We start from the raw sequence: 26519 nt of genomic DNA on the forward strand, positions 1-26519 counted from the left end.
TGGTGACAGTCAATGTCACTTGAAACTGCGCTTTTGAAACTATACTTTCTGCATATCCGGGCGCTCCTAAGGCTGCCTGTAAATCACGCCGCCTTTCATCACCAGTCCTACCTGTGAAAGGCGGGATACATCCTCCAGGGGATTCCCCTTTACGGCAATGATATCTGCTTCCAGGCCGTTTTCCAGCTTTCCGATTCTGTCTTCCAGGCGGCAGACTTTGGCCGCGTGGGAGGTGACGCCCTGGATGGCGGTTACAGGGGCGGCTCCCAGTTCCACTGCATATCCTACCTCCCGGTACAGAAGGCCGTGATAAGCGTCTGTTCCCAGGACAAAGGGGAGGCGGGCCTTGATGATGCGGGCCACATTTTCGCGGACCCGGCTGCGGTTCTGCCTTACCTTCAGGGCATTGGCGGGTGAGAGAAATTCCTCCCGGCTGGGGTCTAAGAAAATACCGGAGGTCAGGTCCACCACACAGCGTGATGAAGCCAGACGATCCACATCCTGTTCCGTAGCCATGTACATGTGCTCAATCACATCCACTCCGCCGTCAATGCAGTCTTTCAGGCCCTGGCCGCCGATACAGTGGGCGGCAGTGGGGATGCCCAGGCGCGCGCCTTCACTGATTGCAACGGAGATTTCCTCCAGGCTGAGAAAGCTCGGCACAAAGGTGCTGAAGGGATCCGGAACACCGGGGGTTATGAAAAGCTTCAGCAGGTCCGCGCCTTTTTTCAAGTTCTCGCGGCAGGTGCGGCGGATTTCTTCGGTTCCGCAGTGGGGCATTCCGATGTGGCCCGCTCCGTGGCTTCCCTTTATGCCGATGCCCGCTGCCAGGAGACGGGGGCCTTCAGCCTTTCCGTCCTCAATCAGCTTCTTCAGGGTCACGTCTATGTAGTACTTATCCCCCATGCACCGGGCTGTGGTTACACCGCTCATCAGGTCTTCCTTAAGTCCCTTTAATGCCAGCAGGGTCAGCTGGCATTCGTTGCTCCAGGCCAGCAGCTCCAGGTGTTCCGGAAGGGTGGCATCAATGCACAGGTGGTTGTGGCACTCTATCATGCCCGGCATCAGAGTCATATGGGGAAGGCTGATTTCTTCTGCGTCTTCTATGGATAATGCATCCCTGGCCTCCCGGGGCAGGATTTCCCGGATGATTCCGTCCTCAATGATAAGGGATCCGTTCTCCATGGGAGTAAGCTGTTCCCCGCATAAAATCATTCCTGCATTTAATATGGTTCGGTTCATGTCTTTCTGTTTCCTCCGTCTGTCAATATCATCTGTTTTATTACCTACATTAGAGCGAGTCTAAATCAGCAGTTGCCGCTGGCTGGGTTTCGCAGCTCTCCTGCTCAGGAGCGGGTATGTCTGTGACTATGCCGTGGGCCTCATTCCACTTACGGGATACCTTGGCCAGCCAGGATACCAGCAGCGGGCAAAGCACGGCCGTGATTACCACGGCGGCAGCAGTCTGGGCAGTGGCGGTTTCCACCTGTGGCTGGAAGGATGGATCGGCCATGGCTACGGCTGTGGGCGTGGTGGTGGCCACTCCGGCCGTGGTGCCGATGGCAGCGCCCATGGGATCCGCCTTTTTGCGGAGAGCGCTGTAGAGGAAGAAGGTGAGAAGGCCGGTGGACAGCACGGTAAGGAGGCCCAGCAGAATTCCGGAAACACCCGCTCTGAGAATATTGTTGAAGTTCATACCCGCACCCAGGGCAAAGCCGTTAAAGGGGGGAAGAAGAATCATGCCCGTGGCCAGAATTTTTCTCCACTCGTGGTCCAGATTGCCGATAATGAACCCGATAACCATGGGGATGATGCTGGCAATGATATCCGTAATTGGGAAGTTGCCCATGCCGGAGGCGCCCAATGCAATCATGGTAAAAAAGGGACCGTCGTTGAGGGCGAGAATGGAGGTGGCTCCCACGTCTGTCTCATCGCCAAATTCGCCTGCCAGGGTGGCATAGATGACGCCGTTGGAATTGGTTACGGCTCCGATGACAGCCAGAGGCGCCAGACCCAGGAATCCTGCTTCGCCAAACAGTGCATTGAGCAGAAGTCCCAGACCAAAACCGATAAAGAACTTAAGGGCGGTGAGGACAACGCCTTTCCACACAGTGCTGCCGGCCATTTTTACATCAATGGTGGCGCCGCTGCAGAACAGAAACAGGCCAATCAGGGTGGGGACCCCGTTCTTAAACAGGCCTGACGTAAAACCGCCGATGGTGAGGGCGTTGGGGAAAAAGGTATTCATTGCACATCCAAGGAGCAGGGGAATCACCATCACTCCTGCCGGAAAACGCTTCATTGTCGCTAATATCCTCATAAATCTCTTATCCTTTCTTATTCTTTACGTGGGCTGCCATGCTCACTGGCCATATGAGCTGCGTCAGCCTCTGGTTGTTTTTACATACCATTGCAATGGTGTTGACTGATTAAAAAAGCAATTGTTGTGCCAAAAAAGTATTTGCGGGGAAAACAGAATAAAATTTTATTTAAAACGACTAAAAACGCATGGGAGAATGTGTACTATTTGCACAATAAAAAGAGGAGTAACAGATAAAAAATTGGAATATATAAAATTGCACATAAATTGCGATTTAGCAATTAAATGCAATTTAATGATTGCGAAAATACAATATGTGGGATAATATGGACAATGGGAGGTGGGTGAGTGTGATTAAAATTGTATTTTTTGCACCATATCCGGACATTCTGCCTGTCATTGAGCAGGTGTTCCGGGAACGGCCTGAGTCGGAAGCCATCCGGTATGAGGTAATTCAGGATTATTACAATAACACACTGGAACAGGTGGAGGCGGACGTGGTCATAGCCAGGGGATTTACGGCCCATACCCTGAAGCGCAGGAACATTCCATGCGCGGAGCTTAAATCCACGGGATACGACGTAATGAAGGCGGTCAATCAATGTATGCAGAAGGGGAATATTGAGAGGATTGCCGTGGTGGGCGCTTTCAATATGGTGTATGGGGCGGAGCAGATGTGCCACCTGTATCCGAATCTGGGGCTGGGCTGCTATGCGGAGGACGATGAAACCAAGCTGGAGATGGCGGTGCACCAGGCCCTGAAGGACGGAAACCAGGCCATTGTGGGGGGATATTCCACGGTTCAGATTGCAGAGCGCCTGGGGGTGCCGGCCGCCATGATCCATTCAGGAATCGAGGCGGTAAACCATGCCATTTCAGAGGCTATAGCAGTGGCCCATCTCACCCGGTATGAGAGACAGAAAAGGGATGAGATAGCAAATATCATGAACTATTCCTTCCAGGGGATCATTTCCGTCAACAGGAAGGGAATCATAACCCTTGCCAATACATGCTGCTATACATATATGAAGGACAGGAAGACTTCGCTGGCAGGAGAGCATATAAAGGACTTTTTTCCGGATATTGATTTTGACAGTGTTATCAGGGACAAACAGAAAATCCTGTCAGAGGTGTGCAGGTTCGGAGGAAAACAGGTGCTGGTCAATTGTGTGCCGGTGGCCGGTGACTCGGAGGAGTTCGGCTGCGTGCTCACCTTCCAGGGAACGGAACAGATACAGGCGGAGGAGGGGAAACTGCGCAAGCGGATGCATTCGGACGGCTTTACGGCCAAGTACGATTTTTCCCACATACTTTACAGGGACAGCTGCATGGAGGCGGTTATCAGCCAGGCTGTGAAATTCAGCTATTCGGATTCCAACATACTGATATATGGGGAGACAGGGACGGGAAAGGAATTGTTTGCCCAGAGCATTCATAACTCCAGCCGCAGAAGAAAGGGGCCTTTTGTGGCGATTAACTGCGCGGCCTTGCCGGAGAACCTGTTGGAGAGCGAGCTTTTTGGCTATGTGGAAGGGGCCTTTACCGGAGCGTCCAAGGGCGGGAAAATGGGATTTTTCGAGATTGCCCACAAGGGGACTATTTTTCTGGATGAGATAGGCGACATTTCACCAAAGCTGCAGAGCCGCCTCCTGAGGGTCATACAGGAAAGGGAAATCATCCGGCTGGGCAATGATACGGTGATTCCCATTGATGTGCGCGTTATCTGCGCTACCAACAGGAATTTGAAGAAGGAAGTGGCCCGGGGGAGCTTCAGGGAGGATTTGCTGTATCGTCTGGATGTGCTTGAACTTAATCTTCCGCCCCTCAGAAAACGGAAACAGGACATCCTGTATCTGGCGGACCGGATGGTGCGTTTTGAACACGAGCGCACAGGAAGCAGACTGGAAGCAATATCACAGGAGGGCAGGGAACTTCTGATGCGCTATGGCTGGCCGGGTAATGTGAGGGAAATGCGCAATTTCTGTGAGCGTATCTGCATTCTCTGCGAGAAAACAAGGGCAGGGGCCGAGGACGTACTCCAGGCCCTTCCGGGAGAGTGGGAGCATGGGGAAACGGCAGACAGCCGGCATGCAGACGGCGGTTTTGGCAGCACATGTTTTCAGGCGTCCGGAAATCATGTGACGGCATCGGCCGCGGGCTGCCGCGCCCCCCGCCTGGAGGATGCGCAGAGGCAGGCGGTGGAGGATGCCCTTGAGCTGTGCGGTTATCACAGGGGCAGGACGGCCGCGTATCTGGGAATTGATAAGAGTACTCTGTGGAGGAAAATGAAAAAATATGGTATTGAGGGGTAGGCGGATGACAAGGAACGCCAGGTACAAGGAATGCAAGGGACAAGGTATGATTTGGAACAGAGAAACATTATGAAACAAAAATACATTATGAAACAAAAATAAAACGTGTTAGAGATAATGAAACATTTATGCCGTGAAAAGTACGGATACATACGGGGATAAATGATAGTGGTATATGCAAAATGCATAACGTAAATAAAGGATTCCCGGAAGTAAAATATAAAAAACCTTCTTCCTGAAAAGTTTGGCACGCTTTTTGCTTTTAATACAGGCATAAGTCAAGAGCAGAAATAAAAACCAAAAATAGAAGGAAGGATGATTTTTTTTATGAGCGGTAAACCAATTTTAGGAATCTTATTAGGAGATGCGGCCGGCGTAGGGCCGGAAATTATTGTCAAGCTGGCAGCTTCCAGGTTTTACGATGAGTACTGCCGTCCGGTGGTAATAGGAGATGTCAGGGTATTTGAGAGAGGCGCCAGGATATGCGGTCTGGAAATCCCGGTGCAGGTCGTAAATAAGGTGGAGGAAGCGGACTGGACCAAGGGTATGCCTGTCCTGGACCAAAGGGACGTGGACCCTGAGCAGGTTCCGTTTGCAAACATCAGCATAGAAAGCGGGCGCGCCTGCCTGAATATGTTGAAAACAGCCATTGAGCTTTACCAGGCCGGCAGGATTGACGGGTTCTGCTTTGCTCCGTTAAATAAGCAGGCGATGATTCAGGCCGGGTGTCCTTTTGAGAGTGAGCACCATTATATGGCCCACCTCTTTGGTCACACGGATCCATTTGGGGAAATCAATGTATTGGGAGATCTGTGGACCACCAGGACAACCAGCCATATTCCGATCAGCAAGGTCAGCGAGAGCCTGACAGTGGATACCATCATGAGAGCCATAAGACTGGCAAACGTATCTCTTAAGAATTCCGGCATTGAGAAGCCGAGGCTTGCCCTGGCTGCCCTGAATCCCCACTGCGGCGAGGGCGGAAAATGCGGCAGGGAGGAAATTGATGTGATTGCGCCTGCCATTGAAAAGGCCAGGGAAATGGGAATTGACGCTGACGGACCGTTCCCGTCCGATATTCTGTTCATCAAGGCATTTAACGGGGAATTTGACGGAGTGGTGACCATGTATCACGACCAGGGCCAGATTGCGCTTAAGCTGAAGGGATTTGACCAGGGAATCACCATTGCTGGAGGTCTTCCGGCGCCAATCGTCACATGCGCCCATGGTACGGCCTATGATATTGCCGGAAAGGGAGTTGTCAAGACTTCGGCATTTGAGAATGCGGTCAAGATGGCTGCCAAGATGGCTGCCCATCTGAAAGGCTGCTGATAAAAGGGAGGGGTTTACATGAAAAAAATAGGTACAAAGCAGATTGTACCCTTGGTGTTGGCGGCATTTGCTGTGGTATTTGCCGTGGTTGGTTTTACACAGCTGGGGTTCTGGAAGGATGTGGACGGGCCTCAGCCCGGTTTCTTCCCGGCCATCATGGCGATTGTCATGTTCCTGGCCAGCATGGCTTCCTTCTTCCGGTCCCTGAAGGAAGAGAAGGCCGCCAAGTATGAGCGGGATGAGATGACGGTGATAGCAGGGGGAGCGGGAATCATAGCAGGTTCCTTTATTATAGGTTTGCTGCCCAGCTGCTACTTGTTCGTGATACTGTGGCTGAAGGTGTTTGAGAAAACCGGATGGAAGGAGACCCTCATTGTCCTTGCTGTCTGTATGGCCATTTCCATCGGCGTGTTCCGGCTGTGGCTGGGAGTCCATTTTCCGATGGGGCTTTTTGAAGCATTCTTGTAGAAGGGGGTAAACAAAATGGAAAATATTCAACTGTTAATGCATGGCTTCTCCACGCTGTTTACCTTCAGCAATGTGGGAGCCGCCCTTTTGGGAGCGGTTCTGGGCCTTGTAGTGGGGGCGATGCCCGGTATCGGAAGTCTGGCCGGTGTGGCCCTGCTGCTCCCGCTGACTTACAAGTTTAACCCGACCACTGCCATCATCATGCTGGGAGCCCTATATTACTCCAATATGTATGGCGGTGCGTTCAGCGCGATCCTGTTAAATATTCCGGGAGATTCACCGGCCATCTGCACGGCTATGGACGGCTACCCAATGGCCTCCAAAAAGAAGCGTCCCGGGCAGGCGCTGTTTACGGCTAATATGGCCTCCTTTATCGGGGGAACCATCGGTATCATCATCCTGACCTTTACAGGTCCTGCACTGGCGGATATCGGCCTTAAGTTCGGCCCCTCTGAGATGACAGCCCTTCTTCTTATCGCCATGACATCCATCAGCTGGCTGGTGGGGGAGAATCCCATCAAAGGCGTGGTGATTACCATGCTGGGTATCCTGCTGGCAAGCATTGGCATGGACACCCTGTCGGGTTCGCCCAGATATGATTTTGGCAGCATGTATCTGCTGGGAGGCATTCCCTTTACGCCGTTCATTATCGGTACAGTGGGCTTTTCACAGGTCATTAAACTGGTCATGGAGCGCGGCAATGAGGTAAAATCAGAGCCTCACATGAAGCTCACCATTCGCGGAAGCCTTCTGACAAAGCATGATTTCAAACGTCTGCTGCCGCCTGCCCTGCGATCCGGCGTCATGGGAACCTTTGTGGGCGTGCTTCCGGGAGCAGGGGCAACCACCGGCGCTTTTATGGGTTATGCGGCCCAGAAGAAGTTCAAGAACGAGGAAGAGCTGGGAACCGGAGCCATAGAAGGCATTGCGGCCAGCGAGGCCGCAAATAATGCGGCCGCTGCAGGCGCATTTGCTCCGCTTTTGGCCCTGGGCATACCGGGAAGCGGCACAGGCGCAGTGCTTTTAGGCGGTCTGATGATGTGGGGACTCAATCCGGGACCTCTCCTGTTTACCAATGAACCGGAATTCACGTGGGGCCTCATTGCATCCCTGTTCCTCTCCAATATATTTGCACTGGTAGTGGCAATCGGCGTTATTCCGTTCCTGATTCAGATATTGTCCGTGCCTGTAAAGTACATGATTCCTATTATCACCATTGTGTGTGTGGTAGGGTCCTACAGCTCCAGCTATTCCATGTATGGCGTGCTGATTATGTTTTTGTCAGGCATACTGGGATATCTGCTGGTGAAGAATGATTATCCCACGGCTCCCATGCTTTTATCCTTTGTGCTTGCAAAGCTGCTGGAGTCCAATATGCGAAAGGCATTTATCATATCGGGGGGAAGCCTGAGCATTTTCTTCACAAGACCCATTACATGTGTGCTGATGCTGATTTTCCTGGCGTTTATCTGCACGCCTGTAATAAAGGCCATCCTTAGAAAGGCAAAGGAAAAATAAAATAATAAAGGTAACATGCAGATTTGTTCATACATTTATGAACATGGATTGAGGAGGTATTTAATAATGAAGAAAAGAAGTATTGTAATGGCAATGGCAGCTCTTATGGCAGTATCAGCAGTAACCGGGTGTGCGGGCAAGGCAGTCAGCAGCGACAGCACATTTACACCAAAGGAAACCATTAACTGGACCGTTACGTCCAGTCCGGGCGGCGGCAGCGATATCTATACACGAATGATATCCGATATCATGACAAAGGAAAACCTTGTCAATGGACAGCCCATCATTGTCACCAATAAAACGGACGGAAGCGGTGAAATCGGCAGAAACGAAGTGGCTGCCACCAAGGGAAGCAAGGCTGACTATACCCTACTCACATTTAACAGCGGCGATTTAATGCCCATGGTCCAGAATACAAAAAACCGTTCTTCCAATTTCCGTATCCTGGCTATTATGGCTGTTGACAAGCAGCTTATTTTCAAGGGAGAGCAGACAAAGTATGCTGATTTCAAGGAGGCAATCGAGGCTGCCAAGAATGGTACAAAGATCGTCATCGGCGGGTCCAAGGGAGATGATATCGCTACCTATGATGCCATGCTGGAGGAAATTGGAATCAGCAAGGACGTGATGTCCTATATCACCTATGATTCCACCGGCGACGCCATCACGGCAGCCCTGGGCGGCCATGTGGAATTTGTTATCTCCAAGCCCGCGGCTGCTTCTGAGTACGTGACGGCCGGTTCTCTCATTCCTGTGCTGGCACTGTCCACGGAGCGGTACACCGGTAATCTGGCAGACGCCCCTACGCTGAGCGAAATCGGAGACTATGAAAATGTGGAAGTCCCTGTATGGCGCGGCGTGGCAGCCCCTGCGGCCATGAGCGATGCCGCGGCCGCTTACTGGAGCGGTCAGCTGGGCAAGGTGGCTGAGACCGATACATGGAAGAATGATTATCTGGAAAAGAACAAACTGATTGGCAACTATATGGATACTGCCGCCGCAACGGAATACGTGACAACCTATGAAAAGGACTACATGACTGCCAACGGAATCCAGTAAATGCGGCTCAAACACGGCTGATGCATTAGAAAACCAGTAAATGCGGGAGAGGACCGGAACGGGACATATGGGAATCGGATCCGTACCCTTGGCACGGTTTTTGCTTGTTAATAAGACAAAGCACTGAAGGAGGTTTGGATATGAAACTATGTTATCAGGTAGCAACACCGGATGTGGCAATTGCTGATTCAGTGACAGCATACCAGGGAAGCCTGGAGAAGAGCTTCGGGGACCTGGGAAGGCTGGGATATGACGGGGTGGAACTGATGACCCTGAATCCGGGGGAGCTGGACTGGAATGAAGTAAAGGAAACAGCTGAAAAGAACGGGTTGTCTGTTGTGCTGGTATGTACAGGGGAAATCTTCGGGCAGCTGGGGTTAAGCTACACAAACCCCAGGGAGGAGATTCGCAGGGAGGCCATCCGCAGGAGCAGGGAAATCATTGATTTTGCAGGATTTCTGGGAGCCAATATCAATATTGGACGTGTGAGAGGCCAGTACTGCAGCGAACTTTCCAGAGAAGAGACCGAAAATCTGGCAGTGGAGGCATTCAGGGAGCTGGCCGACTACGGGGCGCCGAAGAACGTGAAAATTGCCCTGGAGACAGTGACCATTATGCAGACGAATTTTATCAATACTCTGGCAGAGGGGGCTGCCATGGTGGACCGTGTGGACCGCCCCAATTTCCGGCTGATGATGGATATTTTCCATCTGAATCTGGAGGAGAAGGACATCTATGAGGCCATCCGCAGGTACAGCCCCTACAATATCCATGTACACCTGGCAGACAACAACAGACGGTATCCGGGCCACTGCGGACTGGATTTTGAGAAGATTCTTACCACCTTTAAGGAATGCGGATATGACGGCAATTTCTGTACGGAAATCTTCCAGATTCCTTCCATGGAGGAGGCCGCAGCGGGCGCTATCCGGCATTTAAGGCCCATTGCGGACCGGGTTTACGGACGGAAGGTCTGATGCGGGAAACATTGGAAGAACACACATGGAAGAACACGGGAGGGAACAATGAAAAGCATTGCGTTGATCCATACAGTAAAGAGCGTGGCAGCAGGCTTTGACGACAGTCTGAGAAATTATCTGGGATATGAAGTGAAGATACATAACCTGTGGGACGATTTTCTGGCAAATAACCCCAACGAAGTTGGGGAGTTCACCATACAGAACCGCAACCGCCTGCTCTGCGATATGAAGGCCCAGGAGCTGACAGGAGCGGATATCATTGTCACTACCTGCTCCACGCTGACCCCGGCGGTGGAGCTGATCCGGCCATTTATACGGGTTCCCGTCATTGCCATTGACGATGCCATGGCCAGAAGGAGCGTCCTCTACGGAAAGCGCATTATGGTTATGGCCACAGCGGAGAGCACCGTAGGACCCACTGTCTCAAAGATTAAGGCTGAGGCGGATAAGACGGGAAGGGAAGCGGACATATCCACCTGCGTGTGCATGGACGCATTCCATGCCATGAAGGCCATGGACATGAAGAAGCACGATATGATTCTCAGGGAAAAGGCCAGGGAACTGAAGGGCTATGACTGTATCGTACTTGCCCAGGCGTCCATGGCCCATCTGGAGGACGAGACAGCTTCCATCACAGGCTGCCCTGTCCTTACCAGCCCCAGGCTGTGCATGGAAGAAATCAAGAATAAATTGGAGGAGATATAGAGATGACGAATGAGAGAAAAGAGGAGTTACAGAGACAATGCAGCAAATTCCGGAACGACCTGATTGACCTGCTTCACAGCATCCAGACAGGCCACCCCGGCGGTTCCCTGTCATGTACGGAGATACTGACGTCCCTTTATTTTGAAATCATGCATGTGAATCCCGAGAATCCTGAGATGGAGGGAAGGGATCACCTGATTCTGTCCAAGGGCCACGCGGCGCCCATGCTGTATCTGGTGCTGGCGGAGAAAGGCTTTTTCCCCAAAGAAGAGTTAAAGACCCTGCGCCAGATAGACAGCATGCTTCAGGGCCATCCGTGTGTACATAAGACTCCGGGCGTGGAGTTGTCCACTGGTCCTCTGGGGCTGGGACTTTCCGCCGGTCTGGGTATGGCCATGGCAGACAGGATTAAGGGACTGGATTCCTATACCTATGTGGTCATGGGCGACGGAGAGATTGAGGAAGGCTGTATCTGGGAAGCTGCCATGTCCGCATCTAAATTCGGGGCAGACCATCTGATTGGCATTCTGGACAACAACGGAGTACAGCTGGACGGCACCCTGGAGGAAATCATGCCCATGGGAGACATCGGGGCAAAATGGAGGGCCTTTGGATGGAACGTGGTAACATGTGACGGCCATGATGTGGAGGATTTCTGCCGGGCGGTGGAACAGGCTAAGAGGACCAAAGGCCAGCCTTCCCTGATTCTTGCAAATACCGTGAAGGGCAAGGGCGTTTCCTTCATGGAAGGAAAGAACACCTGGCACGGCAAGGCCATCAATGACAATGAATACGCACAAGCGAAAGCAGAATTAGGAGGTGCCAGATAATGGGAGAAAACATAGCAATCCGTGACGCTTACGGCGCAGCGCTTAAGGAGCTGGGAGAACAGAATAAGAAAATCGTGGGCCTGGAGGCGGATGTGGCTTCCTCCACAAAGAGCGGTATTTTTGGAATGGCATTTCCGGAACGATATTTTAATGTGGGAATCAGCGAGCTGGATATGGTGTCCATGTCAGCCGGGTTTGCCAGGGAGGGACTGATTCCTTATGTAAATACATTCGCGGTGTTCCTGACCACCAGAGGGGCAGACCCCATACAGAGCCTGATTGCCTACGACAAGCTGAACGTGAAGCTCTGCGGCACCTACTGCGGGCTTTCCGACTCCTATGACGGGGCCAGCCACCAGGCCATTACCGACCTGGCGTTTGTGAGAGCCATCCCTAATATGACGGTGATTACAGTGGCGGACGCGGTGGAGACCAAAAAGGCGGTATTTGCCATTGCAGACCATCAGGGCCCTGTATATTTAAGGCTCAGCCGCGCGGCAGCTCCCGTGTATTATTCTGAGGACATGAAATTTGAGATTGGCAAGGGCATAACGGTCAGGGACGGCAGGGATGTGACCATTATCACCACGGGAAGCGTGCTTCACAAGGCTCTGGCAGCGGCAGAGCTTATGGAGGCAAAGGGAATCCGGGCAAGAGTGGTGGATATGCATACCATCAAACCCATTGACGAGGAACTGATTATAGAATGCGCCAGAGAGACGGGCGCCATCGTGACAGTGGAGGAACACTCTGTCTGCGGCGGACTGGGAAGCGCTGTGGCGGAAGTCCTGGCAGAGCATATGCCTGTACCCATGACCCGTATCGGGGCCACTGACTTTGCGGAATCCGGGGATTACGAGCAGCTTTTGGTGAAATACGGCTATGGCCCGGAATCCATTGCGGAAAGGTGTGCGGAAGTGATAAAGCGCAAGTAGACACAGAAAAGTCAGGAGGGAAGGCGCGCCTATGGAACAATCCATGAGAAGGTTTATGAAGGTGGGAATCATTCTCCACGTATCCTACCCGCAGCTGGGAGGAGGCGATGGGCCCATCCTGGAATGTCTGGAGCGGATTTGCGGGGACGATTATTTTGAAGCCGTGGAGGTGGCCAGGATGAAGGACCCGCAGGTCCGCAAGCAGGCAGCGGAAATGATCCGCATGGCCCATATGGTGTCTGCTTACGGCGGCCAGTCCAGGACATTGTCGGCGGGACTGAACATCAATGATCTGGATGAGACCAGAAGGGCCATGGCCGTGGACACCCTGAAGGAAGGTATCGACGAGGCCTATGAGATGGGCTGCGCAGGCTTTTCCTTCCTGTCCGGCCGGTATGAAGAGGAACGGAAGGAGCAGGCATTTGAACAGCTGTTAAAATCCACCAGGGAGCTGTGCAGGCATGCGGAAAAGAAGGGGCAAATGCCCGTCTGCTGCGAGGTGTTTGACTACGACATTGACAAGAAGGCCCTCATTGGCCCGGCTGTTCTGGCTGCCCGCTATGCGGGGGAAATCCGGAAGGAGCATGGGAATTTCGGCCTGCTGGTGGATTTGAGCCATATTCCCATGATTCATGAGACCATTGAGGAAAGCATTCTTCCGGTGAGGGATTACATCATCCACGCCCATATGGGGAACACGGTAATCAAGAGCCCGGACTGCGAGGCTTACGGGGATAATCATCCCAGATTTGGATTCCCAAACAGTGAAAATGATGTGGAGGAGCTGGCTCATTATCTGAGGACCCTTAAGGAAATCGGATTTCTGGGTGAGAAGGACCGGCCTGTTGTAAGCTTTGAGGTGAAGCCCTGGAAGGACGAACCTCCCGAAGTGGTTATAGCAAATGCAAAACGTACCCTGAACCTGGCCTGGGAGCTGGTGTGACAAGGACCAGATGATACAGGACCTGCATTTGATATAGATATATATTTGGAAGTAAATGGAATTGAATCAAACAAGATTTGCAAACAGAAATAAGGAGGTATATAATAATGAAAGACCCAATTCAGAAATATTTTCAGGTTGGAACCATACAGTGGATGACCCATCCTCCGGTGAATTATCCCATACTGGATTCCGTTAAGACCATCTGCTGTGACGAATACTTCAGTGCCCTTGAGATAACCCACATCGAGGATCAGGAGACAAAGGACAAGGTAAGGGATATGCTGGCCCAGGCCCATATGAAGGTGTGCTACGGTGCCCAGCCCCGTCTGCTGGGACCCAAGCTTAACCCCAATGACCTGGACGAGGAAGGCAGGAAGAAGGCGGAGGCTGTCCTGATTGATTCCGTTGATGAGGCCCGGTACATGGGTGCAAAGGGAATTGCATTCCTGGCAGGAAAATGGGAACCGGAGACAAGGGACCAGGCATATGCCCAGCTGCTTAAGACCACCAGGGCTGTGTGCGGCTATGCCGCATCCAAGGGAATGATGGTGGAGCTGGAAGTCTTTGACTTTGACATGGATAAGGCTGCCCTCATCGGACCGGCTCCCTATGCGGCCAGGTTTGCTGCGGATATGCGCACCACCCACAACAATTTCGGCCTGCTGGTAGACCTTTCCCATTTCCCCACCACCTATGAGACTTCCAGGTTCGTGATTCAGACACTGCGTCCCTATATCACCCACCTGCACATCGGTAATGCGGTGGTGAAGGAAGGCTTTGAGGCATACGGCGACCAGCACCCAAGGTTCGGGTTCCCTGACAGTGCCAACGACACGGAGCAGCTTGTGGACTTCTTCACCGTGCTGAAGGAAGAAGGCTTCTTTAATAAAGATAATCCTTATGTATTGTCTCTGGAGGTAAAGCCGTGGGCGGATGAGGACGGAGATATCATACTGGCCAACACCAAGAGAGTCATCAACAGGGCCTGGGCGCTGGTAGAGGATTAAAGCGCGTCTGTGAAATCCTTGTGCCAAGAGCGGGCCGGACAGAGGCCTGTAAGAGCGAATAGAATAGAACAATCAGAAAACGGAGGAATAAACCATGAAAATCGTAGTTTTAGACGGGTATACAGAGAATCCAGGTGATTTAAGCTGGGAGGGACTTGAGAGGTTAGGGGATCTGACCGTATATGACAGGACTCCTGCTGACAAGATTGCAGAGCGGATTGGGGATGCCGAGGCGGTTTATACCAATAAGACCCCAATCAGCGCACAGCTCATCAAACAGTGCCCAAATTTAAAGTTCATCGGAGTGCTGGCTACGGGCTACAATGTGATTGATACAGCGGCAGCCAAGGCGGCAGGCGTGATCGTGTCCAACATTCCAACCTATGGTACGGATGCAGTGGCACAGTATGCCATTGCCCTTTTGCTGGAGCTGTGCCATCACATCGGGGAGCATTCTGACTGCGTAAAGGCAGGGGAGTGGACCCACAATGCCGACTGGTGCTTTTGGAAGCATCCACTGGTGGAGCTGGCCGGAAAGACATTTGGCGTCATCGGCTTTGGAAGGATTGGACAGGGTACAGCCAAAATCGCGGAGGCACTGGGCATGAAGGTGCTGGCGTATGACGAGTATCCCAACAAGGCGCTGGAAACAGACAACTGCAGATATGCTTCCCTGGATGAGCTTCTGGCACAGGCCGATGTCATCAGCCTTCACTGCCCGCTGTTCCCGTCTACAGAGGGAATCATCAATAAGGATTCCATTGCAAAGATGAAGGATGGAGTAAAAATCATCAATACCTCCAGAGGTCCTCTGATTGTGGAAAAAGACTTAAGAGAAGCGCTGGACAGTGGAAAAGTCAGCGGCGCAGCCGTGGACGTGGTATCCACAGAGCCTATCCGCGAGGACAATCCTCTTCTGGGCGCCAGGAATATGATTATTACCCCGCATATTGCCTGGGCTCCCAAGGAATCCAGACAGAGACTTATGGACATTGCAGTGGATAATCTGAAACATTTTGTAGACGGAGCACCACAGAACGTGGTAAATAAATAGTAGGAAAGTCAGACAGCCTGCAGCGTGGGCCCATGACAGACGCCGGGCGGCAGAAACGGGCATGAGATTGCTTTGATTCCTCCCGGCGTATTTCCGTATTGGCGGATACGGAGCAGATACAGAGGGAAAGAGGGCATGAAATGGTAACAGTGCGGATGTTTATTCCATATATGAATATGAAGAGCAGGTTCGAGGCGGCAGTGAGCCGTCTGGAGCCTCAGGATGATGTCAAGGTGGAGCTTCTTCATGTATTCGGCACCCCGGAATCCCTGTCGCGGTACGGGGACGCCGACATTTTAGTGGCCAGAGGCATGACCTATGACCGTCTCAGGTATCTGTTTCCGGAGAAGCATGTGGTGGAGATACAGCTCTCCAGTTTTGATATACTGAAAGCCCTGATTTGCGCCAGACAGGAGTTCCATCCTAAAAAGATAGCCCTCTGTGTGCGGTATATGGATGATAGCGCTGTGTCCGAGCTGGAGAAATTGTGCCAGGCGGAGATTGCGTATTATACGGTCCATGACGAGGCATCCACTCTGGAGGCCATCCACAGGGCCAGGGCAGGCGGAGCCGACGTGTTCGTGGGTGCCGGAACCATGTGCGGACTGTGTGATAAGGAATCATTGAACCGGGTTCATATCCACACAAAGGATATAGCCATAGAGCAGGCCCTAAAGCAGGCCATGGATGCGGCCAGGACCATCAATATGGAGCGGGCCAGGTCCAAAATGACCAGCACCATCCTCAACACCAGCGCCGATGCCTTGATTGCTGTAAACGGCAGCGGGCTGATTCAGGCATTGAACAACCAGGCGTACCGCACCTTTGGGCTTTCCTCCCAGGCTGACTACACAGGCCGTCCCGTGGAGGAGGTCTGCCCTGCCCTTAAGTGGAAGCATGTGGTGGAGACCGGACGGGAACGGGAGGAGGTTATCCAGTGGAAGGACAGGAAACTGTACACGGAATACAGGCCCGTACTGGTGGACAAGATGGGAAAGGGCGCCATCATTGTTGCCCGCTACACCGAGCAGATTATTGAGGCAGAAACTAAAATCCGGCAGAGCCTTGCGAAACAGGGACTTACGGCCAAGTATTCCTTTGACGATATCATTGGAAGCAGCCCTGCCATACGGGAGAATATCCTTATGGCAAAGCGTTACAGCCGGGTGGATTCCAATGTGCTGATTGTGGGTGAGACAGGAACCGGCAAAGAACTTTTCGCTCACAGCATCCACCGGGAGAGCAGGCGCAGCGCGGAACCATTTGTGGCGCTGAACTGTGCGGCCCTGCCTGAAAACCTGCTGGAGAGCGAGCTCTTTGGATATGAACCCGGAGCCTTTTCCGGGGCGTCTAAAAATGGTAAGACGGGCCTTTTTGAACTGGCCCATAAGGGAACCATTTTTCTGGATGAAATCGGGGAGATCCCCATATCGCTCCAGGCAAAGCTTTTGAGAGTGCTTCAGGAAAGGGAAATCCGCCGTATCGGCAGCAACCGGGTACAGCCGGTGGATGTGCGTGTTATTTCCGCTACCAATATAAATATTGAGGAAAAAATCCGGGAAGGACAGTTCCGCGCCGACCTGTATTACCGCCTTAACCTGTTGGACATTACCATCCCGCCGCTCAGGGAACGGGGAGACGATATCCGGGAAATGGTGGATTTCTATCTGACCCGTTTTGCCTGTGAGATGGGAAAGCCCATCCCCAGACTGTCAAGGGAGGCAGTGGATTTGATGACCCATTACGGCTGGCCCGGCAATGTGCGGGAGCTGCGCAACATCTGCGAGCGTCTGATTGTGCTCAGCGATACTACGGAAATCGGACTCAGGGAAATACAGATGCTAAAGATATTCCGGAAAAAAGAAGGCCCTCTGCCAGGCGCAGAGACGCCTGCAAAGGAACAGGTCCTGCCGGAAACCGGGATTGTGTATGCCAATTTAAAGCCCAGAAAGAAAAAGCAGGATATAGCAAAGGAGCTGGGGGTCAGCAGGACGACCTTGTGGCGTATGGAGAAGATGGCGCGGGAACAGAAGAAACAGTGATGTCTGAGTGATGTCTGTTTATGATGTCTATTGACAGAAATTCCTTTGGGAGATATGCTTACAATATCAGGAAAAACCAAAAGAATAAAGTTGAGAGGTGGAGACATGAGGATAGCACTGATTAATGAGAACAGCCAGGGAGCCAAGAATGGCATGATTTACAATTCCTTAAAGAAAGTGGCCGACCAGTACGGCTTTGAGGTGGACAACTACGGCATGTACACCGCGGAGGATGAGGCACAGCTCACCTATGTACAGGCAGGTATTCTGGCAGCAGCCATACTGAACGGAAAGGCAGCGGATTATGTGATTACGGGCTGCGGCACGGGCGAAGGAGCCATGCTGGCCTGCAATTCGTTCCCGGGCGTGATTTGCGGCCATGTGGAGGATGCGCTGGACGCCTATACATTTGCCCAGATTAACGATGGGAACGCCATTGCCATTCCTTTTGCCAAGGGATTTGGCTGGGGCGGAGATCTGAACCTGGAATATATATTTGAGAAGCTGTTCTGCGAGCCTTCCGGCCAGGGATATCCCAGAGAAAGGGCTGTTCCGGAGCAGAGAAACAAGCGGATCCTGGATGATGTGAGAAAGGCAGCTTTCAGGGAGGACCTGGTGGAAATCTTTAAAGGACTGGACCAGGAACTGGTCAGAGGCGCGTTTGCGGGAGAGAAGTTCGGGGAACTGTTCTTCGGGAAATGCAAAGATGAGAGGCTGGCTGCTTATATCAGGGAACTGATTGGATAAAAACTATATGGAAGAAGATGGGACAAGCCGCTTTGCGAACGCAGGGCGGCTTGTTCCGTTGTGTATTTCAGGGGAGCGTCAGCTTTACGCTCAGAATACGCGTCAGGGACTGGTCGATGCGTTCCTCTGTCAATTCTCCTGTTTTTACCGCATCCAGCACTCCGCCGTAAGCTTCCCTAAAGTCAGCGGGCATGAGGAGCAGGTCAGCGCCTGCCTGCAGGGCCATGACAGCGGCCTGGTCCGGTGGATAATTGTCCTGGACGGCCCCCATGTTAAGGGCATCGGTTATGATGATTCCTTTATAGCCCATTGTCTCCCGCAGGTATCCTGTGAGCACCTGAGGGGACAGGGAGGACGGTGTGTCGTCTCCTGTAATCCGGGGCAGCGAGATATGGCCCGCCATGATGAAGGGCGTGTTGTCCTGAATCAGGCCGGCAAAGGGAACCAGCTCCGCCTGTTCCAGTTCATCCCATGTCTTATAGGTATAGGCAAAACCCTTATGGCTGTCCCCTTGCGTGGCCCCGTGGCCCGGAAAGTGTTTGGGGGTCCCATAGACGTGATGTTCTTCCAGACCCTTCATGTAGGCTTTCGTCATCTGTGTTACCAGAACCGGATCCGAACCAAAGGAACGGTCCAGCACAACGGTATTGTCCGGATTGGTCAAGACATCCGCATCCGGTGCAAAGTCCAAATTGATTCCAAGTTCTTCCAGATACTCTCCGATGACAGAACCTGCCTCGTATGCCCTGGAGATATCCCTGCTCTTTCCTATTTCGGCCATGGTATCCACCTTGGGCAGATCAAAGCCTTCGTGGTTTGCGATGCGGGCCACCTTACCGCCTTCCTCGTCAATGGAGAGGAACAGAGGGAGCTGGGTAAGCCCGGCAGCCAATTCCTGGGTCCTGGCTGTCATGGTTTTAAGCTGTTTGGGGTTTTGCAGGTTTTGGGGAAAATAGATAAGCCCGGCCACCGGGTATTCCTGCAATGCCTTGTATGTGGCGTCCCCTGCCTGGGTCACGGTCTGAAAGCCGGTGAGGGCTTCCGGGGTGATGATGAAGAGCTGGGCCGCCTTCTGTTCCAGAGACATTTGGCTGATTATGGTCCGGATGTTTGTGTTATCCGTATTGGTCTTATTCCATTGATTTCCCTTATCCGGCCGGTTCTCTTCATTTGGGGAATCTCCTGCCCTGTCTCCGCTGCCGGCAATTTTCTGTGAGACACTTGTCCCGGCCGGACGCTGGGAATCAGCGCTGTCAGCCCGGATTTTAAATAGGATGGCGGCGAGAATTACAGCAGACACCAGCCCTGCCGCCGTGATATAAAACCACTTGATGCCTTTTTGGTTTCTTTTCTTTCGGGAATGTTTTCTGGTTGTCAAGTTTGTCCTCCTTTTTGAACTTGATTCATACCATCACCGCTATGAGGGCAATGAGAACATAGCCCTGGGCCTGGTGCAGGTGACTGCAAAACGGATAGTGCCGCTGTTCGCGGAATTATGTAAAAAGCAATAAACGAACCCCGCCGCCAATAAAGTATCAATCAATGGATACCTTTATTGGTCGGCGGGGTTTTGTCATGCTCTGATTCAGTACATTATCTGATGCATATTATGGTTTCCATGCACCATCTTATCATACACCATCTTATGTATGGGACATGGTTCCCAGACAGGGGCTGTAGGCAGTCACAGGACGCCTTCCGTTTCCGCGGTCCTCCCTGGAACTCTCTGCTTTCAGGTTTTTCTGGGCCGTGGCCAGCATCAGCTTGATTCTGTTCAGCTGGTTTACCTCGCTGGCGCCAGGATCATAGTCAACGGCAATGATATTGGACTGGGGGTAATTCCGGCGCAGCTCCTTGATGACGCCCTTTCCCACGATGTGGTTGGGCAGGCATCCAAAGGGCTGGGTACAGATGATGTTGTTCACACCGCTGTGAATCAGCTCCAGCATTTCGCCGGTCAGGAACCATCCCTCGCCGGTCTGGTTGCCCAGGGATACAAAGCCCTTTGCCATCTGGGCCAGTTCGTTGATGGCTGACGGAGGCGTGAAATGCATACTGGCCGTCAGTTCCTTCCTGGCTGTCCTGCGGAAATACTCCAACAGGGCAATTGCCGCGTTGCACAGTCTGGCAGTGGATTTCCTGGAGCCCAGGTGATCGGCCTTAAAGTTGCTGTTGTAGAAGGAATACAGCAGGAAATCCATCAAATCCGGCATCACTGCCTCGGCGCCCTCGGATTCCAGCAGCTCCACAATGTGGTTGTTGGCCAAAGGTGAGAATTTCACCAGGATTTCCCCTACAATGCCCACCTTTGGCTTCTTTACATCCAGCCTTGGGAGAGCGTCAAAATCCCGGATGATTCCCTTTATATTGCGTCCGAATTCTATCATGGCCGCGTTTTTCTTGGACAGGGAGGCAATGCAGCGGGCCTTCCATTTCTCATGCAGGGCATCGGCACTTCCCGGCTCCGCCTCATAGGGCCGGGTGGCATAGAGCACCCGCATGAAGATATCGCCGTAAACAATGGCCTGCATGGCCTTTGTCAGCAGCGGCACGGTGAAGGTAAAGCCGGGATTGGTCTCCATGCCGTTGGCATTGACAGAGATAACCGGTATCTGGGGCATTCCCGCCTTTTCCAGGGCCCTGCGGATGAAGCCGATGTAGTTGGATGCGCGGCAGCCGCCGCCGGTCTGGCTCATGAGGACAGCCGTGTGGTCCAGGTCATATTTACCTGACAGCAGGGCGTCCATGATTTGTCCGATGACAATGAGGGACGGGTAGCAGGCGTCGTTATTTACATATTGGAGTCCCACGTCCACGGCGTTGCGGTTGTGGTTCTGCAATACTTCAATCTTATATCCAAAGGAGCGGATAGCCGGCTCCAGCAGGTCAAAATGAATGGGAGACATCTGCGGACAGAGAAGGGTGTAATCCTTTTTCATCTCCTTGGTGAACATTACGCGGTGATAGGCGCTGGACACCACCCTGCGCTCAAAATGTCTCTGGTCCCTTACCTTTATGGCTGCAATGAGGGAGCGGATTCGTATTCTGGCAGATCCCAGGTTATTGACCTCGTCAATCTTTAATACCGTATAAATCTTGCCGGAACGGGTCAGGATATCAGCCACCTGGTCCGTGGTCACTGCATCCAGCCCGCATCCAAAGGAGTTGAGCTGAATCAGATCCAGATTATCCTGGGTCTTTACAAAGCTGGCAGCCGCGTAAAGACGGGAGTGGTACATCCACTGATCCGTCACTACCAGAGGCCGTTCCACCCTGCCCAGATGGGATACGGAGTCCTCGGTGAGGACGGCAAATCCGTAAGAGGTAATCAGCTCCGGTATGCCGTGGTGAATCTCAGGGTCCACATGGTAGGGCCTTCCGGCCAGGACAATGCCTCTCTTTCCGTGTTCCTTCAGCCAGGCCAGAGTCTCCTCGCCCTTTTTCTTCAAATCATCGCGGGAGGCAGCCAGTTCCTGCCAGGCGGCATGGGAGGCCATCCTGACTTCGGCAGCCGGAATCTGGAATGTTCTGGAAAATTCCTTTACAAGTGCATCGGTGAGTATCTCCTCATTGGTAAAGGCCATAAAGGGATTCATGAAACGCACGTTTTCCTCGGCCAGCGCCTCCACGTTATTTTTAATATTTTCCGCGTAGGAGGTGACCATGGGACAGTTGTAGTGGTTGCCTGCGTCCGGGCTCTCATTGCGCTCATAAGGGATGCAGGGGTAGAAGATGAACTTTACGCCCTGTTTGATGAGCCAGGTCACATGTCCGTGCACCAGCTTGGCCGGATAGCATTCGGATTCGCTGGGGATGGATTCGATTCCCAGCTCATAGAGCTGCCTGGTGGACTGGGGAGACAGCACCACATGGTAGCGCAGCTTCCTAAAGAACACAGCCCAGAAGGGGAAGTTCTCATACATGTTGAGCACCCTTGGAATGCCCACCGTACCGCGGTCCGCCTGGTCCAGGGGCAGGGATTCGTAGTCAAACATCCGGTGATACTTGTAATCAAACAGGTTGGGAATCTCCTTCTTGGCTTTTTCAAGGCCAAGTCCCCTCTCACAGCGGTTGCCTGAGATAAAGCGGCGTCCGCTTCCAAACTGGTTGATGGTCAGCACACAGTGGTTGTTGCAGCCCTTGCAGCGTGTCATGGAGGTGCTGTACTTAAGGCCGATGATTTTCTCAAGGGAGAGCATGGAGGTCTCCGGTTCATCAGCCATGTGATAGCGCTCCCTGGCAATGAGGGCAGCGCCAAAGGCGCCCATGATGCCTGCGATGTCCGGGCGCACGGCCTGGCATCCCGATATTTTTTCAAAGCTTCTGAGCACGGCATCGTTGTAGAAGGTGCCTCCCTGGACCACCACGTGGTCTCCAAGGTCGGAAGCATTTGTAATCTTAATTACCTTAAATAATGCGTTTTTGATGACGGAATAAGCCAGACCCGCGGAAATGTCGGCCACGGTGGCTCCTTCCTTCTGGGCCTGTTTTACATTGGAATTCATGAATACCGTGCAGCGGGTGCCCAGGTCAGTGGGATTTTCCGCAAACAGGGCCTCCCTGGCAAAATCTTCCACACTGTAGTTCAGGCTCCTGGCAAATGTCTCGATAAAGGAACCGCAGCCGGAGGAGCATGCCTCGTTGAGCTGTACGCTGTCCACCGTGCCGTCCTTAATCTTGATGCATTTCATGTCCTGGCCGCCGATGTCCAGGATACAGTCAACATCCGGCTCAAAGAAGGCGGCCGCATAGTAGTGGGATATGGTCTCCACCTCGCCCTCATCCAGCATCAGCGCTGCCTTTAACAGGGCTTCGCCGTAACCGGTGGAACAGGAGTACGCGATGCGGGCGGTTTCAGGCAGCTGTTCCTTTATCTCACGTATAGCCCGGATGGCGGTGGCCAGGGGACTTCCGTTGTTATTGTCATAGAAACGGTACAGCAGTGTGCCGTCCTCGCCTACCAGGGCGGCCTTGGTGGTGGTGGAGCCGGCGTCAATGCCCAGGTAGCAGCATCCCTCATAGGAGGCCAGGTCGCCGCTTTTAACATGGTTGCTGGCATGACGGGCGCAGAACCGGTCATAGTCTGCCCGGTCCTTAAAGAGGGGATCCATGCGCTTGACCTCAAAATCCATCTTAATGCCTGAGGACAGTTTCTGAATCAGAGTCTCCAGGGGTACGGCCGCCTGGTTATCCAGGGGATTCATGGCTGCTCCCACGGCCGCGAAGAGGTGGGAGTGGTCCGGTGCAATAACCTGCTCCGGCGTCAGGCGGAGCGTACGGATGAAGCTTTCCCGAAGCTGAGGAAGGAAGTGGAGGGGACCGCCTAAAAATGCCACATTTCCCCGAATAGGCTTGCCGCAGGCCAGACCGCTGATGGTCTGATTGACCACGGCCTGGAAAATGGAGGCGGCCAGGTCCTCCCTGGTGGCACCCTCATTGATAAGGGGCTGTATATCGGATTTCGCAAACACACCGCAGCGGGCCGCAATGGGGTAGATGGCTTTATAATGTTCCGCATAATCGTTAAGGCCGGGGGCGTCTGTCTGCAGCAGGGCAGCCATCTGGTCAATAAAAGAACCGGTGCCTCCCGCACAGATTCCGTTCATTCTCTGGTCGATGCCTCCGGTGAAATAAATGATTTTTGCGTCCTCGCCCCCCAGCTCGATGGCGACATCGGTCTGCGGAGCGAAGTCCAAAAGCGCGGAGGCAACGGCCACCACCTCCTGGACAAAGGGAACCTCCAGACGGGAGGAGAGCGTGAGTCCTCCGGAACCGGTTATGACAGGGATTACCTGAATGGGGCCGGTTATCTCACGGGCTTTTTTTAAAAGTCCCGCCAGAGTTTCCTGTATATTGGCATAATGGCGTTCATAATCGGAGAATACTATATGGGAAGCCTGATTTAACAGTGCTACTTTGACGGTTGTGGAACCGATATCGATTCCCAGCGTAAGGGTATTTGTATGTAATTTCATATATGCGGGGTTTTACCCTGACCTCCTTTGTAACTTGACGGCTGTTCTGCCATGTCATGGAGAAAAACCATGTCCGGCAGTACTGGGGGACCGAAAAGCTGTTTTACATGTATCATAATACAGTTTCATGGAGAATACTGTGACTTATGCAACAAATTCCGGCATTGGGATGCTGGATATTCATAGTAGAGTTTAACACAAAATAAGTATAAATACAATTGGGGACAGGCGTTAAAAAATCGTGAAGAAATGGCGAAAATTGTGCATGTTTCTGCGGGTCCCATTATACTGTTCAGGTAAAATTTATGTATTCTCCCTGAAAAATATTCGGTATAATATAAAATGGAAGGCTATTTCATTTGACAAAAGCGGGGGCAGTCACTATAATGAGAACGTATAATTTCAAAATGGGGGAGAGTTCGCATGATACGGATTTTTAAGACCGAAGACGGTGCTATGCACGAAAAGGAAGAGATGCAGCCTGGCTGCTGGATTGCGTTAACAAACCCTACAGCCTCAGAAATCATTGACATCGCAGATACCTATCAGATTGACCCGGACCATTTGCGGGCGCCTCTGGATGAGGAGGAGCGGTCCCGTATAGAGGTGGAGGATGAATACACCCTGATTCTGGTGGACATTCCTTCCATAGAGGAGCGCAACGGCAAGGACTGGTTTGTCACCATCCCTCTGGCTATCATCACCACCAAGGATGTGCTGATTACGGTCTGCCTGGAGGAGACGCCTGTGCTCACTTCCTTTATGGACGGAAGAGTGAGGGATTTCCACACCTTCATGAAGACCAGGTTCATCCTGCAGATTCTCTATAAAAATGCCACCCAGTTCCTGCAATACCTCCGAATCATTGATAAGAAGAGCGAAGTCATTGAGCGCAAGCTCCACCAGTCCCAGAAGAACGAGGAACTGATTGAGCTTTTGGAGCTGGAGAAGTCCCTGGTTTACTTTACCACGTCCCTTCGTTCCAACGAGGTGGTGCTGGAGAAGCTGCTGCGCATTGAAAAGATAAAGAAGTACCCGGAGGACACGGACCTGCTGGAGGATGTAATCGTGGAAAACAAGCAGGCCATTGAGATGGCGAACATATACAGTGGAATCCTGAGCGGCACCATGGATGCATTTGCTTCCGTCATCTCCAACAACCTGAATATTGTCATGAAGTTTCTGGCTACCGTTACCATCGTGCTGTCCATACCAACCATGATAGCCAGCTTCTACGGCATGAACGTAAACTCACATGGCATGCCTTTCGCGGACAGTCCCTATGGATTTGCCATTGTTCTGGGCCTGACCCTGCTGCTGTCACTGTTTGTTGCGTATATATTTAATAAGAAAGACCTGTTTTGATTTAAAACATACAGGCAAATGAAAAGGATGATAGGATGAGATTTTTTAATAAGCTTGAGCGCAGGTTTGGCAAATATGCCATCCACAACCTGATGTATTACATCATCATTATGTATATCATGGGTTTTGTCATGATGTACATGGACCCCATGTTCTTTACCCGGTACCTGAGCCTGGACGCGGAGGCCATTCTTCACGGACAGGTCTGGAGGCTGGTGACATTTCTGCTGTACCCGCCCACACTGAGCCCCTTCTGGATTATATTTGCGGCGCTCATGTACTATTCACTGGGCCGTTCCCTGGAGACGGTGTGGGGGGCGTTCCGTTTTAATGTGTTCTTTTTTATGGGAGCCATCGGCATCATACTTGCCGAGTTTATTGTATACTTTATCTGGGGCTGGGATATGCACCTTAACACCTCATACCTGAGTATGTCCATATTCCTGGCCTATGCGGTGATTTTCCCGGAGGAGTACTTTTATATTTACTTTATACTGGCCATCAAGGCGAAATGGCTGGCGCTGTTTGACGCCTTTTTTCTGGTGTTCGGGTTCGTATACGGCAGTTTCCCACAGCGAATCGCCATTTTCCTGTCCCTTGCCAACTTCATCATTTTCTTCCTGATGACAAAGGATTTTAAGAAGTACAGCCCCAGGGAAGTGAAGCGCAGGCAGGATTTCAAGGTAAAGACCATGCGGCCCGTGAACCGCACCCATCACAAGTGTGCGGTCTGCGGCAGGACGGACGAGGAAAGTCCCGGCATGGAGTTCCGCTATTGTTCAAAATGTGAAGGCAGCTATGAGTACTGCATGGATCATTTATATACACATCAGCATGTGAAAAAATCGGATTCCCCCAAATCATGATCCGCATTTCACGTCTGAATCTGTCGTTACACTATAAACTCTCACAATTTTATGGAGG

Annotated in this window: 20 protein-coding genes; 16 read left to right on the forward strand and 4 right to left on the reverse strand. The window is 52.2% G+C overall.

Features of this window, described 5'->3' with window-relative positions; translation table 11 throughout:
• Positions 1 to 66: 66 nt before the first annotated feature.
• Entirely contained in the window at positions 67 to 1242 is a 1176-nt protein-coding gene (locus LA360_RS22930) for an amidohydrolase family protein (RefSeq protein ID WP_112482880.1), read from the reverse strand.
• A gap of 49 nt (positions 1243 to 1291) precedes the next feature.
• Positions 1292 to 2320: a 2-keto-3-deoxygluconate permease gene (locus tag LA360_RS22935; protein WP_057571693.1), complete on the reverse strand. Its 1029-nt coding sequence runs from the start codon at positions 2318 to 2320 to the stop codon at positions 1292 to 1294.
• A gap of 326 nt (positions 2321 to 2646) precedes the next feature.
• Here LA360_RS22935 and LA360_RS22940 point away from each other — a divergent pair, with 326 nt between their 5' ends.
• The 14 genes from LA360_RS22940 to LA360_RS23005 all read left to right on the forward strand — a co-directional run bounded on the left by LA360_RS22940 (position 2647) and on the right by LA360_RS23005 (position 18255).
• Positions 2647 to 4632, forward strand: a complete 1986-nt coding sequence (locus LA360_RS22940; protein ID WP_057571694.1) for a sigma 54-interacting transcriptional regulator — start codon at positions 2647 to 2649, stop codon at positions 4630 to 4632.
• Positions 4633 to 4959: 327 nt separating this feature from the next.
• Positions 4960 to 5964 (forward strand): PdxA family dehydrogenase, encoded by a 1005-nt coding sequence (locus LA360_RS22945; protein WP_057571713.1) that lies wholly within the window; start codon positions 4960 to 4962, stop codon positions 5962 to 5964.
• A gap of 18 nt (positions 5965 to 5982) precedes the next feature.
• Positions 5983 to 6432, forward strand: coding sequence for a tripartite tricarboxylate transporter TctB family protein (locus LA360_RS22950; RefSeq protein WP_022202659.1), 450 nt, complete (start codon positions 5983 to 5985; stop codon positions 6430 to 6432).
• 15 nt (positions 6433 to 6447) lie between these two features.
• Positions 6448 to 7950, forward strand: a complete 1503-nt coding sequence (locus LA360_RS22955) for a tripartite tricarboxylate transporter permease (RefSeq protein ID WP_112482878.1) — start codon at positions 6448 to 6450, stop codon at positions 7948 to 7950.
• A 66-nt stretch (positions 7951 to 8016) separates the two neighbouring features.
• Positions 8017 to 9009 carry a Bug family tripartite tricarboxylate transporter substrate binding protein gene (locus LA360_RS22960; RefSeq protein ID WP_022202657.1) on the forward strand — a complete coding sequence of 331 codons (993 nt, stop codon included), beginning with the start codon at positions 8017 to 8019 and terminating at the stop codon, positions 9007 to 9009.
• Between the two features lie 140 nt (positions 9010 to 9149).
• Positions 9150 to 9986: a sugar phosphate isomerase/epimerase family protein gene (locus tag LA360_RS22965; RefSeq protein ID WP_003524336.1), complete on the forward strand. Its 837-nt coding sequence runs from the start codon at positions 9150 to 9152 to the stop codon at positions 9984 to 9986.
• Between the two features lie 48 nt (positions 9987 to 10034).
• The gene (locus LA360_RS22970) at positions 10035 to 10694 is read left to right on the forward strand and encodes an aspartate/glutamate racemase family protein (RefSeq protein WP_022202656.1); all 660 of its coding nucleotides are present in this window, start codon (positions 10035 to 10037) and stop codon (positions 10692 to 10694) included.
• A 2-nt stretch (positions 10695 to 10696) separates the two neighbouring features.
• Positions 10697 to 11524, forward strand: coding sequence for a transketolase (locus tag LA360_RS22975; RefSeq protein ID WP_022202655.1), 828 nt, complete (start codon positions 10697 to 10699; stop codon positions 11522 to 11524).
• Entirely contained in the window at positions 11524 to 12459 is a 936-nt protein-coding gene (locus tag LA360_RS22980) for a transketolase family protein (protein ID WP_112482876.1), read from the forward strand. The genes LA360_RS22975 and LA360_RS22980 overlap by 1 nt, the downstream gene beginning before the upstream one ends.
• A gap of 31 nt (positions 12460 to 12490) precedes the next feature.
• On the forward strand, positions 12491 to 13402 hold the full coding sequence (locus tag LA360_RS22985) for a sugar phosphate isomerase/epimerase family protein (protein ID WP_022202653.1): 912 nt from the start codon (positions 12491 to 12493) through the stop codon (positions 13400 to 13402).
• A gap of 107 nt (positions 13403 to 13509) precedes the next feature.
• On the forward strand, positions 13510 to 14412 hold the full coding sequence (locus LA360_RS22990) for a sugar phosphate isomerase/epimerase family protein (RefSeq protein ID WP_112482874.1): 903 nt from the start codon (positions 13510 to 13512) through the stop codon (positions 14410 to 14412).
• Between the two features lie 94 nt (positions 14413 to 14506).
• Positions 14507 to 15466, forward strand: a complete 960-nt coding sequence (locus LA360_RS22995; protein ID WP_002586104.1) for a D-2-hydroxyacid dehydrogenase — start codon at positions 14507 to 14509, stop codon at positions 15464 to 15466.
• A 140-nt stretch (positions 15467 to 15606) separates the two neighbouring features.
• Positions 15607 to 17508: a sigma 54-interacting transcriptional regulator gene (locus LA360_RS23000; RefSeq protein ID WP_022202650.1), complete on the forward strand. Its 1902-nt coding sequence runs from the start codon at positions 15607 to 15609 to the stop codon at positions 17506 to 17508.
• A gap of 105 nt (positions 17509 to 17613) precedes the next feature.
• Positions 17614 to 18255, forward strand: a complete 642-nt coding sequence (locus LA360_RS23005; RefSeq protein ID WP_022202649.1) for an RpiB/LacA/LacB family sugar-phosphate isomerase — start codon at positions 17614 to 17616, stop codon at positions 18253 to 18255.
• A gap of 67 nt (positions 18256 to 18322) precedes the next feature.
• Here the strand turns inward: LA360_RS23005 and LA360_RS23010 are convergent, their stop codons facing one another.
• The gene (locus LA360_RS23010; protein ID WP_022202648.1) at positions 18323 to 19633 is read right to left on the reverse strand and encodes a glycoside hydrolase family 3 protein; all 1311 of its coding nucleotides are present in this window, start codon (positions 19631 to 19633) and stop codon (positions 18323 to 18325) included.
• A gap of 265 nt (positions 19634 to 19898) precedes the next feature.
• Positions 19899 to 24230, reverse strand: a complete 4332-nt coding sequence (locus LA360_RS23015; protein WP_022202647.1) for a 2-hydroxyacyl-CoA dehydratase — start codon at positions 24228 to 24230, stop codon at positions 19899 to 19901.
• A 423-nt stretch (positions 24231 to 24653) separates the two neighbouring features.
• Between LA360_RS23015 and LA360_RS23020 the strand changes: the two genes are divergently transcribed.
• Both LA360_RS23020 and LA360_RS23025 read left to right on the forward strand, forming a co-directional pair.
• The gene (locus LA360_RS23020; protein WP_002567947.1) at positions 24654 to 25595 is read left to right on the forward strand and encodes a magnesium transporter CorA family protein; all 942 of its coding nucleotides are present in this window, start codon (positions 24654 to 24656) and stop codon (positions 25593 to 25595) included.
• A gap of 35 nt (positions 25596 to 25630) precedes the next feature.
• Complete coding sequence (locus LA360_RS23025) at positions 25631 to 26461, forward strand: rhomboid family intramembrane serine protease (protein WP_022202646.1); 831 nt, start codon at positions 25631 to 25633, stop codon at positions 26459 to 26461.
• Positions 26462 to 26519: the final 58 nt, after the last annotated feature.

This window comes from Enterocloster clostridioformis (assembly GCF_020297485.1).
Classification (GTDB): domain Bacteria; phylum Bacillota; class Clostridia; order Lachnospirales; family Lachnospiraceae; genus Enterocloster; species Enterocloster clostridioformis.

Bases quoted from the DNA above. Each gene is read 5' to 3' on its own strand.
- LA360_RS22990 (WP_112482874.1), top strand. From the start codon at position 13,510: ATGAAAGACCCAATTCAGAAATATTTTCAGGTTGGAACCATACAGTGG.
- LA360_RS22965 (WP_003524336.1), top strand. From the start codon at position 9,150: ATGAAACTATGTTATCAGGTAGCAACACCGGATGTGGCAATTGCTGAT.
- LA360_RS22950 (WP_022202659.1), top strand. From the start codon at position 5,983: ATGAAAAAAATAGGTACAAAGCAGATTGTACCCTTGGTGTTGGCGGCA.
- LA360_RS22970 (WP_022202656.1), top strand. From the start codon at position 10,035: ATGAAAAGCATTGCGTTGATCCATACAGTAAAGAGCGTGGCAGCAGGC.
- LA360_RS22940 (WP_057571694.1), top strand. From the start codon at position 2,647: ATGGACAATGGGAGGTGGGTGAGTGTGATTAAAATTGTATTTTTTGCA.
- LA360_RS23015 (WP_022202647.1), bottom strand. From the start codon at position 24,230: ATGAAATTACATACAAATACCCTTACGCTGGGAATCGATATCGGTTCC.
- LA360_RS22935 (WP_057571693.1), bottom strand. From the start codon at position 2,320: ATGAGGATATTAGCGACAATGAAGCGTTTTCCGGCAGGAGTGATGGTG.
- LA360_RS23005 (WP_022202649.1), top strand. From the start codon at position 17,614: ATGAGGATAGCACTGATTAATGAGAACAGCCAGGGAGCCAAGAATGGC.
- LA360_RS22945 (WP_057571713.1), top strand. From the start codon at position 4,960: ATGAGCGGTAAACCAATTTTAGGAATCTTATTAGGAGATGCGGCCGGC.
- LA360_RS23025 (WP_022202646.1), top strand. From the start codon at position 25,631: ATGAGATTTTTTAATAAGCTTGAGCGCAGGTTTGGCAAATATGCCATC.
- LA360_RS22930 (WP_112482880.1), bottom strand. From the start codon at position 1,242: ATGAACCGAACCATATTAAATGCAGGAATGATTTTATGCGGGGAACAG.
- LA360_RS22980 (WP_112482876.1), top strand. From the start codon at position 11,524: ATGGGAGAAAACATAGCAATCCGTGACGCTTACGGCGCAGCGCTTAAG.
- LA360_RS22960 (WP_022202657.1), top strand. From the start codon at position 8,017: ATGAAGAAAAGAAGTATTGTAATGGCAATGGCAGCTCTTATGGCAGTA.
- LA360_RS22985 (WP_022202653.1), top strand. From the start codon at position 12,491: ATGGAACAATCCATGAGAAGGTTTATGAAGGTGGGAATCATTCTCCAC.
- LA360_RS22975 (WP_022202655.1), top strand. From the start codon at position 10,697: ATGACGAATGAGAGAAAAGAGGAGTTACAGAGACAATGCAGCAAATTC.
- LA360_RS22995 (WP_002586104.1), top strand. From the start codon at position 14,507: ATGAAAATCGTAGTTTTAGACGGGTATACAGAGAATCCAGGTGATTTA.
- LA360_RS23020 (WP_002567947.1), top strand. From the start codon at position 24,654: ATGATACGGATTTTTAAGACCGAAGACGGTGCTATGCACGAAAAGGAA.
- LA360_RS22955 (WP_112482878.1), top strand. From the start codon at position 6,448: ATGGAAAATATTCAACTGTTAATGCATGGCTTCTCCACGCTGTTTACC.
- LA360_RS23000 (WP_022202650.1), top strand. From the start codon at position 15,607: ATGGTAACAGTGCGGATGTTTATTCCATATATGAATATGAAGAGCAGG.